This is a genomic window from Brevundimonas sp. (assembly GCF_050729455.1).
Classification (GTDB): domain Bacteria; phylum Pseudomonadota; class Alphaproteobacteria; order Caulobacterales; family Caulobacteraceae; genus Brevundimonas.
In genome coordinates, this window is record NZ_JBOHLI010000067.1 from 1 (window position 1) to 13,030 (window position 13,030).

At 68.7% G+C, this 13,030-nt stretch carries 14 protein-coding genes and 1 pseudogene; 5 read left to right on the forward strand and 10 right to left on the reverse strand.

Features of this window, described 5'->3' with window-relative positions:
• Positions 1-125 precede the first annotated feature (125 nt).
• The 5 genes and pseudogenes from ACREEF_RS14130 to rsmI form a co-directional block, all read right to left on the reverse strand.
• Positions 126-632: pseudogene (locus ACREEF_RS14130) on the reverse strand (magnesium chelatase domain-containing protein); the annotation flags it as partial.
• 71 nt (positions 633-703) lie between these two features.
• Positions 704-1,654 (reverse strand): glutathione synthase, encoded by a 951-nt coding sequence (gene gshB, locus ACREEF_RS14135; protein WP_431566210.1) that lies wholly within the window; start codon positions 1,652-1,654, stop codon positions 704-706.
• Between the two features lie 124 nt (positions 1,655-1,778).
• Positions 1,779-2,591 (reverse strand): SirB1 family protein, encoded by an 813-nt coding sequence (locus ACREEF_RS14140; protein WP_431566211.1) that lies wholly within the window; start codon positions 2,589-2,591, stop codon positions 1,779-1,781.
• Positions 2,588-3,016: a YraN family protein gene (locus ACREEF_RS14145; protein WP_431566212.1), complete on the reverse strand. Its 429-nt coding sequence runs from the start codon at positions 3,014-3,016 to the stop codon at positions 2,588-2,590. The genes ACREEF_RS14140 and ACREEF_RS14145 overlap by 4 nt, the downstream gene beginning before the upstream one ends.
• Positions 3,013-3,888 (reverse strand): 16S rRNA (cytidine(1402)-2'-O)-methyltransferase, encoded by an 876-nt coding sequence (gene rsmI / locus ACREEF_RS14150; protein WP_431566213.1) that lies wholly within the window; start codon positions 3,886-3,888, stop codon positions 3,013-3,015. The genes ACREEF_RS14145 and rsmI overlap by 4 nt, the downstream gene beginning before the upstream one ends.
• Positions 3,889-4,004: 116 nt before the next feature.
• Here rsmI and ACREEF_RS14155 point away from each other — a divergent pair, with 116 nt between their 5' ends.
• Positions 4,005-4,694 carry an alpha/beta hydrolase gene (locus tag ACREEF_RS14155; RefSeq protein WP_431566214.1) on the forward strand — a complete coding sequence of 230 codons (690 nt, stop codon included), beginning with the start codon at positions 4,005-4,007 and terminating at the stop codon, positions 4,692-4,694.
• Positions 4,695-4,696: 2 nt separating this feature from the next.
• Here the strand turns inward: ACREEF_RS14155 and hemW are convergent, their stop codons facing one another.
• Entirely contained in the window at positions 4,697-5,851 is a 1,155-nt protein-coding gene (gene hemW, locus ACREEF_RS14160) for a radical SAM family heme chaperone HemW (RefSeq protein WP_431566215.1), read from the reverse strand.
• Entirely contained in the window at positions 5,844-6,446 is a 603-nt protein-coding gene (gene rdgB, locus ACREEF_RS14165; protein ID WP_431566216.1) for an RdgB/HAM1 family non-canonical purine NTP pyrophosphatase, read from the reverse strand. The genes hemW and rdgB overlap by 8 nt, the downstream gene beginning before the upstream one ends.
• Before the next feature lie 445 nt (positions 6,447-6,891).
• Between rdgB and ACREEF_RS14170 the strand changes: the two genes are divergently transcribed.
• The 3 genes from ACREEF_RS14170 to ACREEF_RS14180 are packed head-to-tail and all read left to right on the forward strand — an operon-like array spanning position 6,892 to position 8,337.
• The gene (locus tag ACREEF_RS14170) at positions 6,892-7,485 is read left to right on the forward strand and encodes a DUF2975 domain-containing protein (protein WP_431566217.1); all 594 of its coding nucleotides are present in this window, start codon (positions 6,892-6,894) and stop codon (positions 7,483-7,485) included.
• Positions 7,486-7,508: 23 nt separating this feature from the next.
• The gene (locus tag ACREEF_RS14175) at positions 7,509-7,745 is read left to right on the forward strand and encodes a helix-turn-helix domain-containing protein (RefSeq protein ID WP_431566218.1); all 237 of its coding nucleotides are present in this window, start codon (positions 7,509-7,511) and stop codon (positions 7,743-7,745) included.
• A gap of 1 nt (position 7,746) precedes the next feature.
• Complete coding sequence (locus ACREEF_RS14180; RefSeq protein ID WP_431566219.1) at positions 7,747-8,337, forward strand: Smr/MutS family protein; 591 nt, start codon at positions 7,747-7,749, stop codon at positions 8,335-8,337.
• 9 nt (positions 8,338-8,346) lie between these two features.
• On the opposite strand, the gene ccmB is transcribed toward ACREEF_RS14180, so the two are convergent.
• Both ccmB and ccmA read right to left on the reverse strand, forming a co-directional pair.
• Positions 8,347-9,012, reverse strand: coding sequence for a heme exporter protein CcmB (gene ccmB, locus ACREEF_RS14185; protein ID WP_431566220.1), 666 nt, complete (start codon positions 9,010-9,012; stop codon positions 8,347-8,349).
• Positions 9,009-9,635 (reverse strand): heme ABC exporter ATP-binding protein CcmA, encoded by a 627-nt coding sequence (ccmA, locus tag ACREEF_RS14190; RefSeq protein ID WP_431566221.1) that lies wholly within the window; start codon positions 9,633-9,635, stop codon positions 9,009-9,011. Before ccmA ends, ccmB begins: the two co-directional genes overlap by 4 nt.
• A gap of 197 nt (positions 9,636-9,832) precedes the next feature.
• Here ccmA and acnA point away from each other — a divergent pair, with 197 nt between their 5' ends.
• Entirely contained in the window at positions 9,833-12,538 is a 2,706-nt protein-coding gene (gene acnA / locus ACREEF_RS14195; RefSeq protein ID WP_431566222.1) for an aconitate hydratase AcnA, read from the forward strand.
• Positions 12,539-12,625: 87 nt separating this feature from the next.
• Here acnA and ACREEF_RS14200 read toward each other — a convergent pair.
• Positions 12,626-13,030 (reverse strand): hypothetical protein (locus ACREEF_RS14200; protein WP_431566223.1); only part of this gene is annotated, 405 nt, incomplete at its 5' end.

The window sequence follows — 13,030 nt, forward strand, 5'->3', positions numbered from 1 at the left end:
CGGCCTCGTTCTCCCGCAGGATCCCGATGATCTGCTCTTCCGAGAATCTCGCTCGTTTCATTCCGTCCGTCCTTTCAAGGGCCGGACTCTAGCTCCGCGTGGAGGAAATTCTCAGGGGCACGTCAGCCCCGGAAATGATTGATCAGGCCGATCAGGGAGCGCGGCGCCAGGATAGCCGTCTCGCCGGCCCAGGCGGCTTCGGGTCCATTGGCCTCGGGACAGATGAGGCCCAGCCCCATGGCCCCTGCCGCCATCGCCGCAGGCAGGGTTCCGCCGACCGCCGCGATCTGACCGTCCAGCCCCAGTTCGCCGACCGCCGCCCAGCCGTCGAGGGCGTCGGGCGCGATCACCCCCATGGAGGCCAGCAGGGCCAGGGCGATCGGCAGGTCGAAATGACTGCCTTCCTTGGGCAGGTCGGCGGGGGCCAGGTTGGCGATGACCTTCTTGGGCGGCAGGGCCAGACCGATGCCGGCGAAGGCCCCGCGCACCCGCTCGCGGCTCTCGGCCACCGCCTTGTCCGGCAGGCCGACGATGGCGAAGGCCCCGGCGGGCGTCGCCACCTGCTGCACCTCGACATCGACCCGTCGCGCCTCGACCCCGTCGAAAGCGACCGTCACCACCCGCGCGACCATGGTTTCCTCCCGCTGATCGAGAGGAACAAATCACGAACTCAAAGCAACTGCAAGAGCACCGTTACGCAACCTTAGGCCGCTTCGCGCTTCTTGCGCTCGATCACGTCCCACATCAGGGCCGTGGCGTCGACGCCCGAGAACTTCAGCATCTGCTGGGCGCCGGTGGGCGAGGTGACATTGATCTCGGTCAGATAGTCGCCGATCACGTCGATGCCGACGAAGATCAGGCCGCGTTCCTTCAGATAGGGGCCGATGGCGGCGCAGATCTCCAGGTCGCGCGGCGTCAGCTCGACCGGGGCCGCCGTGCCGCCGACGCGCAGGTTGGAGCGCACCTGATCCTTGGCCGGGATGCGGTTGATGGCGCCGACCGGCTCGCCGTCGATCAGGATGATGCGCTTGTCGCCCTTGGCCACGGCGGGGATGAATTTCTGGATCACCAGCGGGTCGCGCGAGCCGGCGGCGTGAATCTCGATCAGGGCTTCCAGATTGGGGTCGTCGGCCTTCAGCCGCACCACGCCCGAACCGGCGGCGCCGTGCAGGGGCTTGAGCACCACGTCGCCGTGGCGACGGTGGAAGTCGACCAGGGCGACCGGGTCCGAAGACACCAGGGTCGGCGGCTGCAGACCAGGGAAGAGGGTGGCGATCAGCTTCTCCGGCGCCGAGCGCACCTCGGCCGGGTTGTTGACCACCAGGGTCCTGGGATGCACCCGCTCCAGCAGATAGGTGGCGGTGACATAGGCCATGTCGAAGGGCGGGTCCTGACGCATCAGGATGACGTCCACGTCCTCGGCCAGGTCAAGGACGACCTCGGGGCCGAAATCGGCGTGCTCGCCCTGGACCGTGTTCACCGTCACCGGACGGGCGCGGCAGAACAGACGGCCCTCGTCCAGCGCCAGGGTGCGGAAGTCGTAGATCCATAACTTGTGCCCGCGCGCCTGACCCGACAGGGCCATCAGGAAGGTGGTGTCGGACTCGACGTTCACCGCCTCGAGCGGATCCATCTGGATGGCGACCTTGAGCATGAAAGAAGAGTCCTTGGTAGAAGAGGGCGCTATCGCTCGCGCCGCGGGCGCTCGCTGCTTGAGCGCCGCCTGTGACGCTCAAGCCCTACTTGAGGCTCGCGACCGCGCGCCGCAAGGCCGCGCTTCAGTTCAACCGCAACCGCATCCGATCCGCGCTAGCGCGGTGGGCGTCGACGGGATCGCCCAGGGCGCGAGCGCGCGACAGGGCCTCCAGGGCGCCGGTCAGCGCCCCCTGTTTCTCGCGGGCGGCGGCGACATCCAGCCAGGGACGGTGATCCTCGGGGTCCAGCAGGGCGCGGCGCAGGGCCGAGCGTTCGGCGCCGCCGTAATCCTCGGCCTGCAAGGCGCGGCTGAACAGGACGTTCTGCAGCCGGATCAGGGCCTGGCGATCGCTGACCGGGGCCATCAGCAGGTCCAGACGATCGGCCACGTGCGGCGTCAGCCCGGCCAGAAGCGCGCGCCGCGTCAGCTCGCTGGGCAGGACCAGACGCCCCTGGCTGAAGGGGTCCAGAGCCACCGGCCCCTCGGGCGTCTCGACCCGCAGCAGGATATGGCCGGGGAAGTCCACCGCCGCCGCCTTCAGCCCCGCCCGCCGCGCCGCGTCCAGATAGAAGACCACCAGGGCCGCCGACAGGCCGCGCCGCCGTTCGGCCACGTCGATGACATCGGTGTTGGCCGGATGGTCGTAGTTCAACAGGTCGCCGTTCAGCCGCAGGTCCGAGGCCATGGTCTCGGCCAGGGCCTCGTCGGGGCTCTCATTGGCCGAGCGCTCTTTCAGCCGCTGGGCGGCGTGGTCGGCGAGGATACGCACGGGCGCTGGGTCGCGGAACGGATAGTCGTGGATGGCGCAGGCGATGGCGCATTCGAGCAGCGGAAAGCCGTCGTCCTCGGCGGTTCCCGCCTGGGCCAGAATGATCTCGGCTTCCTCGCGGGTCACGCGATGTCCGTTCCTGTGGTCGTCACCCCACGAAGATGACGCGGAAATCGCCCGGGAGCCAGCGCCACCATATCAATCCGCAAATCCAGCCCTTGAAGCGCGGGTCGGCTGCGGGCCACAGCCCGGCCTGCGGCGGCCAGTCGGCCGTGCTGTTCCGGCTCCAGCGACAGGATCGCGGCCTCGATCGTGCGTCGTCTTTTGACCTCGACCACCGCCAGGGTGCGGCCGCGTCTGGCCAGAATGTCGATCTCGCCGCCCCGGCCCTTCAGGCGAAAGGCCAGAATCTGATAGCCCTTGAGCATCAGCCACAGAGCCGCGATCCATTCGGCGGCGTGACCCTCGCGGTGCGACTGTCCGCCCAGCGCCTGACGCCAGCCCGCTTTCGGCCGACGCGGCGACGGCGAGGGCCGCAGGCGGGGCTTCACCCTCGGCCCTGCATTTCCAGGGCCCGCTTGTAGAGCGGCTTGCGGGGCAGGTTCAGCGCCTTGGACACCTCGGCGGCGGCCTCGCCCGGGGGCAGGCGAGTCAGGGCCTCGGCCAGGGCGGCGTCGGCGTCGGCGGCGCTGGCTGTCTCGGCCTCGCCGGGGCCGACCACCACGACGATCTCGCCCTTGGGCGCATCGCAGCGCGGGTCGGCGGCCAGTTCGGACAGGCTGCCCCGCACCGCCTCCTCATAGAGCTTGGTCAGTTCGCGGGTCACGGCGGCGGGGCGGTCGCCCAGCACCGCGGCCATGTCGGTCAGACTGTCCTTCAGGCGCGGGCCGCTCTCGAAGAAGACCAGGGTCTGACGCCCGGTCCGCAATTCCTCCAGCATGGTCTTTCGCGCCCCCGACTTGGGCGGCAGGAAGCCGGCGAACAGCACCCGGTCGGCGGGCAGGCCGGCCAGACACAGGGCCGCCAGCAGGCTGGACGGGCCGGGGATGGGATGGACCGGCAGACCCGCAGCGATGGCGGCGCGGGCCACCACATAGCCGGGGTCCGACACCAACGGCGTGCCCGCGTCCGACACCAGGGCCACGACCTCGCCCGCCTTCAGCCGTTCGACGGCGATCTCGGCGGCGCGCGCCGAGGCGTGGTCGTCGCAGCGCTCCAGCTTGGCCTTCAGGCCATAGGCGGTCAGCAGCTTGGCCGTGACGCGGGTGTCCTCGGCCAGGACCAGGTCGGCGGCGGCCAGAACGTCCAGCGCCCGCAGCGTCATGTCGCGCAGATTGCCGATGGGCGTCGCCACCAGATAGAGGCCGGGCGCGACGGAGCGCGCGGGCGGGGCGGTCGGCGGGAACAGGGAGGCGTCAGGCATGACGCCATCCTAGAGGGCGTCACAGCCTCGTGAAAGGCGCGTCAGGGAACGCGCGTCGTCCTCGACGCGCTTTGAGGCCGAACGCCGCTCCGGCGATCGCTCGCGGGAACCCGACCATGTCCAAGTCCGCCTCCATCGTCCTCGTCTACGGCTTCTGGGGCGGCGCCGCCCACTGGGGCAAGGTCATCACCGAACTGGCGGGGCGGGGCTATACCTCGCTGCACGCCGTCGACATGCCGCTGACCTCGCTGGCCGACGACGCCGAGCGGGTGCGCAAGATGGTCGCCCAGCAGGCGGGGCCGGTCGTTCTGGTCGGGCATTCCTATGGCGGAGCGGTGCTGTCGCAGGCGGGCGACCTGCCCAATGTCGCGGCCCTGGTCTTCATCGCCGCCTTCGCCCCCGATGCGGGCGAAAGCCCCGGCGGCATCACCCAGGAAGACCCCCCGGTCGCCGCCCCCAATCTGGCCCCCGACAGCGACGGCTATCTGTGGATCAAGCCCGACAAGTTCCACGAGAGCTTCTGCCAGGACCTGACGGCGGACGAGGCCCTGGTCATGGCGGTGACGCAGAAGGCGCCGCTGGCCGGGACCTTCGGCGACACGATCACCGCCCCCGCCTGGCGCAAGAAGCCGTCCTGGTATCAGATCTCGAGCCAGGACCACATGATCGCCCCGTCCAATCAGGCGCGCATGGCCTCGCGGATAGAGCCGCGCAAGACCATCACCCTGGACGCCAGCCACGCCTCGCTGGCCTCGCGGCCCCGGGAGGTCAGCGACCTGATCGAAGAGGCCGCCGCCACGGTCTAGGCCTAGGTCAGCAGGGCCCGCAGCACGGCGTCCAACACCGGACGGCCCGTCGCGGTGGCGGCCACCCGCCCATCTTCCAGTTTCAGGAAGCCGTCGGCGATCAGGTCGGCCAGCGGCCCGGTCGTCTCGGACAGGTCCAAGGTGTGGAGCAGCGCCAGCGGCACGCCCTCGACCGTGCGCAGGCCCAGCAAGACCCGCTCCTCGGCGGCGCACAGCGCACCCAGCGTCTCGCGCTCGGCCCAGGGCGTTCCGGCGGCGACCCCGGCGACATAGTCGGCGATGCGGCGATGGGCGACCGTCGCCGTCCGCGCTCCATCCAGCGTCAGCCGCCCGTGGGCGCCGGGGCCGAGGCCCAGATAGTCTCCACCGCGCCAGACGTGCAGGTTGTGGGACGAGCGGGCGGCGAGGTCGCGAGCGTGGTTGGACACCTCATAGGCCTCGAACCCCGCGCCCTCGAGCACGGCCTGGGTGGCTTCATAAAGGGACGCCGCCAGATCCTCGTCCGGCGGGGTCAGGGCGCCGCGCGCAAAGGCGCGGCCGAAGGCCGTCGTCGGCTCGATGGTCAGTTGATAGGGCGAGACGTGTTCGAAGCCGAGGTCGAGCGCCGTGGTCAGCTCGGCCGTCCAGTCGGCCACGGATTGGCCCGGACGGGCGTAGATCAGGTCGATCGACAGGCGCGGGAAGGCCCTGGCCGCCGTCTCGACCGCGCGCCGCGCCTCGGCCGCCGAATGGTCGCGACCGAGGAAGCTCAGGGCGGCGTCGTCGAACGACTGCACCCCCATGGACAGGCGGTTGATCCCGGCAGCCGCGAGTTCGGCGTAGCGCCCCGCCTCGGCGTCGGTGGGGTTGGCCTCCAGCGTGATCTCGATCTCGCCGTCCGGTGGAAACAGCGATCTGGCCCGCGCGATCACCGCCGCCACCGCCTCGGGCGGCATCAGGGACGGCGTGCCGCCGCCGAAGAAGATCGAGGCCAGACGGCGCGGCCCTACCAGACGACCTTGCGCCTCCATGTCCGCCAGGATGGCCTGGACCAGCCCGGCCTGCTCCTCGACCCTTCCTCGGTCGCGCACGACGTTGAAGTCGCAATAGGGGCAGATGCGGGCGCAGTAGGGCCAGTGAACGTAAAGAGCGACCGAACCTGAAAGTGCCTCAGTCAATCAGCGCCGCCTTGAGCCGGGCGAAGGCGCGGGCGCGGTGGCTGAGGGCGTCCTTCTCGACCGGGTCCATTTCGCCGAAGGTCAGGTCCGAGCCTTCGGGCCGGAAGATCGGGTCGTAGCCGAAGCCCCGGTCGCCGCGCGGCGGGAAGACCAGGTCGCCGTCGATGCGGCCCTCGACCACCACGCAGGGGCCGTCGGGCCAGGCCACGGCGAGCGCCGAGGTGAACCAGGCGCGGCGATCCGTAGCGCCGATCTCCTCCAGCCGTTCCTCGACCTTCTTCATGGCCAGGGCGAAATCCTTGCCCGGTCCGGCCCAGCGCGCCGAAAAGATGCCCGGCGCCCCGTCCAGGGCCGCGACCGACAGGCCGGAGTCGTCGGCCAGGGCCACCTCGCCCGAGGCCTCGGCCGCGTGACGCGCCTTCAGCATGGCGTTGCCGACAAAGGTGCTCTCGGTCTCGTCCGGTTCGGGCAGGTTGAGGCTGCCGGCCGTGACGATCCTGTAATTTCCATCCAGCAAGGCTTCGATCTCGCGCGCCTTGCCCGGATTGTGGGTCGCGGCCACCAGCCGCATCCCTTTGATCAGCTTGAGATTCATCCGGTCACCTTAGTCCCGTCCGATGCATTGCGGAAGTTTAACATCGTTAAACGATATGTAACGTGATTTTCGAGAGGGCATGGCGCATCTTCAATCTCAAGAACGGGGGTCGCACCGTTCAAACGAAGCGAAAGAGACGCAACGTTCACCCAGCGGCACCACAGAAACGCACGAAAATCGTGCAACAACGGAGAGATACGATGCAAGCGATGAAAACCTCGATCTGGATGGACCGCGTCGGCCACGGCTTCCTCAACGCCCTTCTGCTGGCCGCCCTGCCGACCGCCGCCGTCGCCATGATCATCCAGAGCCTGTGATCCGGCCCTGGATCGGATGAGGGCTTTGACGATCAGCATGAACACCGCGAAGAATAGCGCCGCGTGAGGGTTCGCCGGACCCCGCGCGGCGATCACCGCCTGAACCACCCGGCCTGAGACCTGACTTCATGCACCTCCCGAAACTGGCTTCCATCGGGATTCGTGCGCCGCGCCTGACGGGCGCCAACCTGCGGACTCTCGGTCCCGGTTCCGTATCCAGCCTGCTGAAGATCGCGCTGGACGTCGCCTATGTCCTATTGGCCCTGATCACCGGCTTGCTGCTGCTGCTCTGGGTCGCCTCCATCTTCATTCCTATCGACAATCTGAACGTGACGGTGAGCGACGACTCCAACGGCCGCCAGATGCCGCTGACCCGCCCGCTGCTGCTGTTCGGCGTCGGCGCCATGACCGCCTATTTCGGCGGCTTCCTGATGATCCTGCGCGGCCTGAGGAAGATTTTCCGCACCCTGACCCTGGGCGACCCCTTCCAGCCCGACAATGTGCGCCGCCTGCGCCAGATCGGCCTGATCCTGGCCGTCGTGACCGGCGGCGTCTGGGTGGCGCAAGGCCTGGTCGCCGCCCGCCTGGCCCCCGGCGTCATGGAGCCGCAAGGTGTCAGCGACCTGCTCACCCCCGTCTTCTCCATCCTCGTCGTCTTCGTCCTGGCGGAAGTGTTCCGCGAAGGCGCACGCCTGCGCCGCGAATCCGAACTGACGATCTGATCCCGAAACGTTAAGCTGACTCCATGGCCATCCGCGTCCAACTCGACCGCATCCTCGCCGAACGGCGTATGTCGCTGACGGAGCTCGCCGACCGCGTCGGCGTGACCGTGGCCAATCTGTCGATCCTCAAGACCGGCAAGGCCCGCGCCGTGCGCTTTTCGACCCTGGACGCCCTGTGCCGCGAACTGGACTGCCAGCCGGGCGACCTTCTGGCCCACGTGCCTGGCCCCGGCGACGCCTTCGACGACGCCGAGGACTGAGGTGGCCCGCAAAGGCCCATCGGACCCTACCGACGACGACAGGCGCATCTGGGCCCGGGTGACCGGCACGGTGACCCCGCCCGCGCGCCGCAAGGCCGCCCGCGTCACTCCCGGCGCCGTCCTGCCCGATCCCGAGGCCGCGCCTCTCCCGGCCAGGCCCGCGCGCAGCGTCGCCGGCAAGAAGCGCAACACCCCCGATCAGACGCCGCGCTTCGAGGCTCTGGGGATCATCGCCCCCGCCAAGCCGACGCCGACCCGCGCCCGGCCCACGCCGGAAGAACTGGAGCCGCGCCGCCAGCGCCGCCTGTCGCGCGAGCGCGATCCGATCGAGGCGCGCATCGACCTGCACGGCTTCGGCCGGTTCGAGGCCGAGGACCAACTGCGCGGTTTTCTGATCGGCTGCCAGATGCGCGGCCTGCGCTCGGTTCTGGTCATCACCGGACAGGGGCGACGCGGCGGCGGGGTGATCCGCGGTTCGGTGCACGACTGGCTGACCGGTCCGCACCTGCGCGGCGTGGTGTCCGGCTTCGCCTCGGCCCACCGCCGCCACGGCGGCGACGGCGCCCTCTACGTGACGTTGAAACCGCGCTGAGCCTTAGCCCTAGCTTTGGGCGTTGCGCACCGCCGCTGCGCCGGCCAGAGGCGTGATGACCACCGCGAACAGGACATAGGCGGCCAGCAGGGCCAGGGCCGACAGCGGGTCCTGACCGTCCGCCGCCCGCGTCAGGGCGCCCGCGCCGAACACCACCGGCGGAATGAACAACGGCAGGACCACCACCGCGATCAGCAGGCCGCCGCGCTTCGCGCCCAAGGCCAAAGCCGCGCCCAGGGCCCCGGTGAAGGCGAAGCCCAGACCGCCGATGGCCGCCGCCAGCGCCGTCAGACCGATCAGATGAGCCGGCTGGCCCAGGGCCAGGGCCGCGACCGGGGCCGCCAGCGCCAGAGGCAAGCCGGTCGCCAGCCACTGGGCCAGGGCCTTGATCGCCACCGTCGCTTCCAGCGGCAGGGGGCCCAGCGCCAGCAGGTCCAGAGCCCCGTCCTCCAGATCGCGCTCGAACAGACGCTCCAGCGACAAGAGCGAGGCCAGGGCCAGAGCCATCCAGCTGGCCCCCGAGGCCGCCGGGGCCAGGACGCGCGGATCGCCGCCCGCCGCCAGCGGCAGGATGGCGGTCAGGCACAGCATGAAGCCGCAAGCCAGCAAAGGCCCGCCGCCGCCGCCCCAGGCCAGCGACAGCTCGCGGCCGAACAGGACGCGCACGGCCCTCATGCGAGGCCTCCCAGATCGAGATTGCGCGCCGGGACGGGCAGGGGATCATGCACCGCCGCCAAAATCATCCCCCCCGACGCCAGATGCGCCGCCATCAGCTCGGCGGCCACCGTCCGCCAGCGCTCGTCCAGCGGGGCCAGGGGTTCGTCCAGCAGCCACAGGGCGCGCGGGGCGGCCACCAGTCGGGCCAGCGACAGGCGGCGCTTCTGCCCCGCCGACAGCTTGCGTGTCTCCAGATCCAGCAGGGGCGTCAGCGACAGCCGCGCGATCGCCGCCTCGCGCGCCGCCTCGTTGCCGCCCAGCCAGGCGGTCTGAAAGTCGAACTCCTGACGCGCCGTCCGCGTCGGCTTCAGGCCTTCCAGATGGCCCAGCAGGTGGACGCCGTCGCGGCGCGCGGTCTCGGCGTCCAAGGCCTCGGCGTCCGCACCGCCGGAAAATGTGATCGTCCCCGCATCGGGGCGGATGAAGCCCGCCACGGCCCGCAGCAGGCTGGTCTTGCCCGCCCCGTTGGCCCCGGTCAGGGCCACGGCCTCGCCCGCCGAAAGGCGCAGCGACAGACCCCGGAACAGGACGCGCTCGCCGCGCGACAGGCTCAGGGACTGGATGTCGACCGTCTTCAGCATGGCCCCGCCGATTTGCGAACCTCTCTCAATGTCCACGACCACGTTGTGGATACATGGACGGCCCTCGCGCACGGGACTATACCGCCAAGCGCCGCAGCAGGCTTTCGCCGCGCGCGCCGGAGACCTGTGAGCCCCGGCGTCCAGCGCGCGAAGGCGCAACCGAATTGTCGGGCGGCGTTAGTCAGAGGACCCTCTCCATGCCGTCGATTGACAGCCTCAAGACCCGTCAGGACCTTTCGGTCGGGCGCAAGAAATACGCCTATTACAGCCTTCCCGCCGCCGAGGAAGCCGGTCTGGCCGGGATTTCCCGTCTGCCGCGCTCGATGAAGGTGCTGCTGGAGAACCTGCTGCGCAACGAAGACGGCGTCTCGGTCACCGAGGACGACCTGAAGGCCGTCGCCGCCTGGATCGAGAACAAGGGCGCCGTCGAGCACGAGATCGCCTTCCGTCCGGCTCGCGTCCTGATGCAGGACTTCACCGGCGTTCCCGCCGTGGTCGACCTGGCCGCGATGCGCGACGCCATGGCCAAGCTGGGCGCCGACGCCGCCAAGATCAACCCGCTGGTCCCCGTCGATCTGGTCATCGACCACTCGGTCATGGTCGACCACTTCGGCACCGCCAAGGCCTTCGGCGAGAACGTCGAGCGCGAGTATGAGCGCAACATCGAGCGCTACAACTTCCTGCGCTGGGGCTCGTCGGCCTTCAACAACTTCCGCGTCGTGCCGCCCGGCACCGGCATCTGCCACCAGGTCAACCTGGAGAACCTGGCCCAGACCGTCTGGACCCTGGACGAAGGCAAGAAGACCGTCGCCTATCCCGACACCGTCGTCGGCACCGACAGCCACACCACCATGATCAACGGCCTGGCCGTTCTGGGCTGGGGCGTCGGCGGCATCGAGGCCGAAGCCGCCATGCTGGGCCAGCCGATCCCGATGCTGATCCCGGAAGTCATCGGCTTCAAGCTGACCGGCAAGCTGCCGGAAGGCGCGACCGCCACCGACCTGGTCCTGACCGTCACGCAGATGCTGCGCAAGAAGGGCGTGGTCGGCAAGTTCGTGGAATTCTTCGGCGACGCCATCGCCGGAATGACCATCGAAGACCAGGCCACCATCGCCAACATGGCCCCGGAATACGGCGCCACCTGCGGCTTCTTCCCGGTGTCGCGCGCGACCATCGACTATCTGACGGCCACGGGCCGCGACAAGGCGCGCGTCGCCCTGGTCGAAGCCTACGCCAAGGCCCAGGGCCTGTGGATCGACGAGACTTCGGAAGACCCGGTCTTCTCCGACGTTCTGGAACTGGACATCTCGACGGTCGTGCCGTCGCTGGCCGGTCCCAAGCGTCCGCAGGACCGCGTTGAGCTGACCACCGCCGCCCCGGCCTTCGTGACCGCCCTGGCCGATGTCTTCGGCCGTCCGACCGACGCCGAGCGCGTGGCCGTCGAGGGCGAGAAGTTCACCGTCGGCGACGGCGACGTGGTCATCGCCGCCATCACCTCGTGCACCAACACCTCCAACCCGTCGGTCCTGATCGCCGCCGGTCTGGTAGCGCGCAAGGCCCACGCCCTGGGCCTCAAGGTCAAGCCCTGGGTCAAGACCTCGCTGGCCCCCGGCTCGCAGGTCGTCACCGACTACCTGACCGACGCCGGCCTCCAGAAAGATCTGGACGCCATGGGCTTCAACCTGGTCGGTTACGGCTGCACCACCTGCATCGGCAACTCGGGCCCGCTGGACCCGGCCATCTCGAAGGCGATCAACGACAACGGCCTGGTCGCGACCTCGGTCCTGTCGGGCAACCGCAACTTCGAAGGCCGCGTGAACCCGGACGTCCAGGCCAACTACCTGGCCTCGCCGCCGCTGGTCGTGGCCTACGCCATCGCCGGTTCGATGCACATCGACATCACCAAGGACCCGATCGGTCAGGACAAGAAGGGCAAGGACGTCTTCCTGAAGGACGTGTGGCCGACCTCGCAAGAGATCGCCGACATCCAGAAGAAGTCGGTCACCCCGGCCATGTTCGCCAAGCGCTACAAGGACGTCTTCAAGGGCGACAAGCACTGGCAGGCCATCAAGGTCACCGGCGGCCAGACCTATGAATGGGACGACAAGTCGACCTACGTCGCCAACCCGCCCTACTTCGAGGGTCTTTCGATGGAGCCTTCGGCGGTCACCGACATCGTCGAAGCCCGCATCCTGGGCATCTTCGGCGACTCGATCACCACCGACCACATCAGCCCGGCCGGTTCGATCAAGAAGGCCGCGCCCGCCGGCGTCTATCTGACCAACCACGGCGTCGACGCCCTGGACTTCAACAGCTACGGCGCCCGCCGCGGCAACCACGAAGTCATGATGCGCGGCACCTTCGCCAACATCCGCATCCGCAACAAGATCACCCCGGACATCGAGGGCGGCGTCACCAAGCACTTCCCCTCGGAAGACACGATGTCGATCTATGACGCGGCCATGCGTTACCAGTCGGAAGGCCGTCCCCTGGTCGTCTTCGCCGGCAAGGAATACGGCACCGGCTCGTCGCGCGACTGGGCGGCCAAGGGCACCCGTCTGCTGGGCGTCCGCGCCGTCATCGCCGAAAGCTACGAGCGCATCCACCGCTCGAACCTGGTCGGCATGGGCGTGGTGCCGCTGCAGTTCAAGCAGGACGGCTGGCTGAAGCTGGGCCTGACCGGCGAGGAGATCGTCACCATCCGCGGCCTGACCGACGCCAACATCGGCAAGCTGAAGCCGCGTCAGGACCTGTGGGTCGAGATGTTCCGTCCCTCGGACGGCAAGATGGCCCGCTTCCCGGTCCGCTGCCGCATCGATAACCAGACCGAGCTGGACTACTTCAAGTCCGGCGGCGTCATGCCCTACGTCCTGCGCAACCTGGCGCGCGGCGACGCGGAATAGGTCTCAGGCAGTCGTCTGAAATGAGAAGGCCGGCGGAGCGATCCGCCGGCCTTTTTGTTTGGTGCAAGCGGCGTCCGCAATGGGCGGCTAGGCCACGCTGGATTGAAGAGCTTCGCGACATATCTGCGCGGCCAGCATCACATCATTTTCGTCACGATAGTTTGGAATGCGTGCTCTCTCTTCCGGGTAAGGGGAGTAGTAGACCACCACGTCGAATAGCTTTTGAAGCGAAGCTCGCTCGTGTTCAGAAAGAGCTGCCCGTTCTGTTCCGAAATTCCATTCATTTTCTACCGCTGATGCGAAGTCACTAACCGACATCGTCCCTTGTCGGACAGCATCAATCAAATCGAGAAATATCGGGTCCATGATCGTAGCCAACTCGGTTGGAATCGTCGCGTCAACGTCCACAACAAATAGATAGCCGTCATCCTCGGGCTTGACCCGAGGATCGGATTTTCCGCCTGCATGACTCTGAAAGCTCACGTGCGCCGC

Excerpts from the sequence above, each read along its gene's own strand:
- rdgB (WP_431566216.1), bottom strand. The coding sequence starts at position 6,446 with ATGAATCTCAAGCTGATCAAAGGGATGCGGCTGGTGGCCGCGACCCAC.
- ACREEF_RS14175 (WP_431566218.1), top strand. The coding sequence starts at position 7,509 with ATGGCCATCCGCGTCCAACTCGACCGCATCCTCGCCGAACGGCGTATG.
- ACREEF_RS14170 (WP_431566217.1), top strand. The coding sequence starts at position 6,892 with ATGCACCTCCCGAAACTGGCTTCCATCGGGATTCGTGCGCCGCGCCTG.
- rsmI (WP_431566213.1), bottom strand. The coding sequence starts at position 3,888 with ATGCCTGACGCCTCCCTGTTCCCGCCGACCGCCCCGCCCGCGCGCTCC.
- acnA (WP_431566222.1), top strand. The coding sequence starts at position 9,833 with ATGCCGTCGATTGACAGCCTCAAGACCCGTCAGGACCTTTCGGTCGGG.
- ACREEF_RS14155 (WP_431566214.1), top strand. The coding sequence starts at position 4,005 with ATGTCCAAGTCCGCCTCCATCGTCCTCGTCTACGGCTTCTGGGGCGGC.
- gshB (WP_431566210.1), bottom strand. The coding sequence starts at position 1,654 with ATGCTCAAGGTCGCCATCCAGATGGATCCGCTCGAGGCGGTGAACGTC.
- ccmB (WP_431566220.1), bottom strand. The coding sequence starts at position 9,012 with ATGAGGGCCGTGCGCGTCCTGTTCGGCCGCGAGCTGTCGCTGGCCTGG.
- ccmA (WP_431566221.1), bottom strand. The coding sequence starts at position 9,635 with ATGCTGAAGACGGTCGACATCCAGTCCCTGAGCCTGTCGCGCGGCGAG.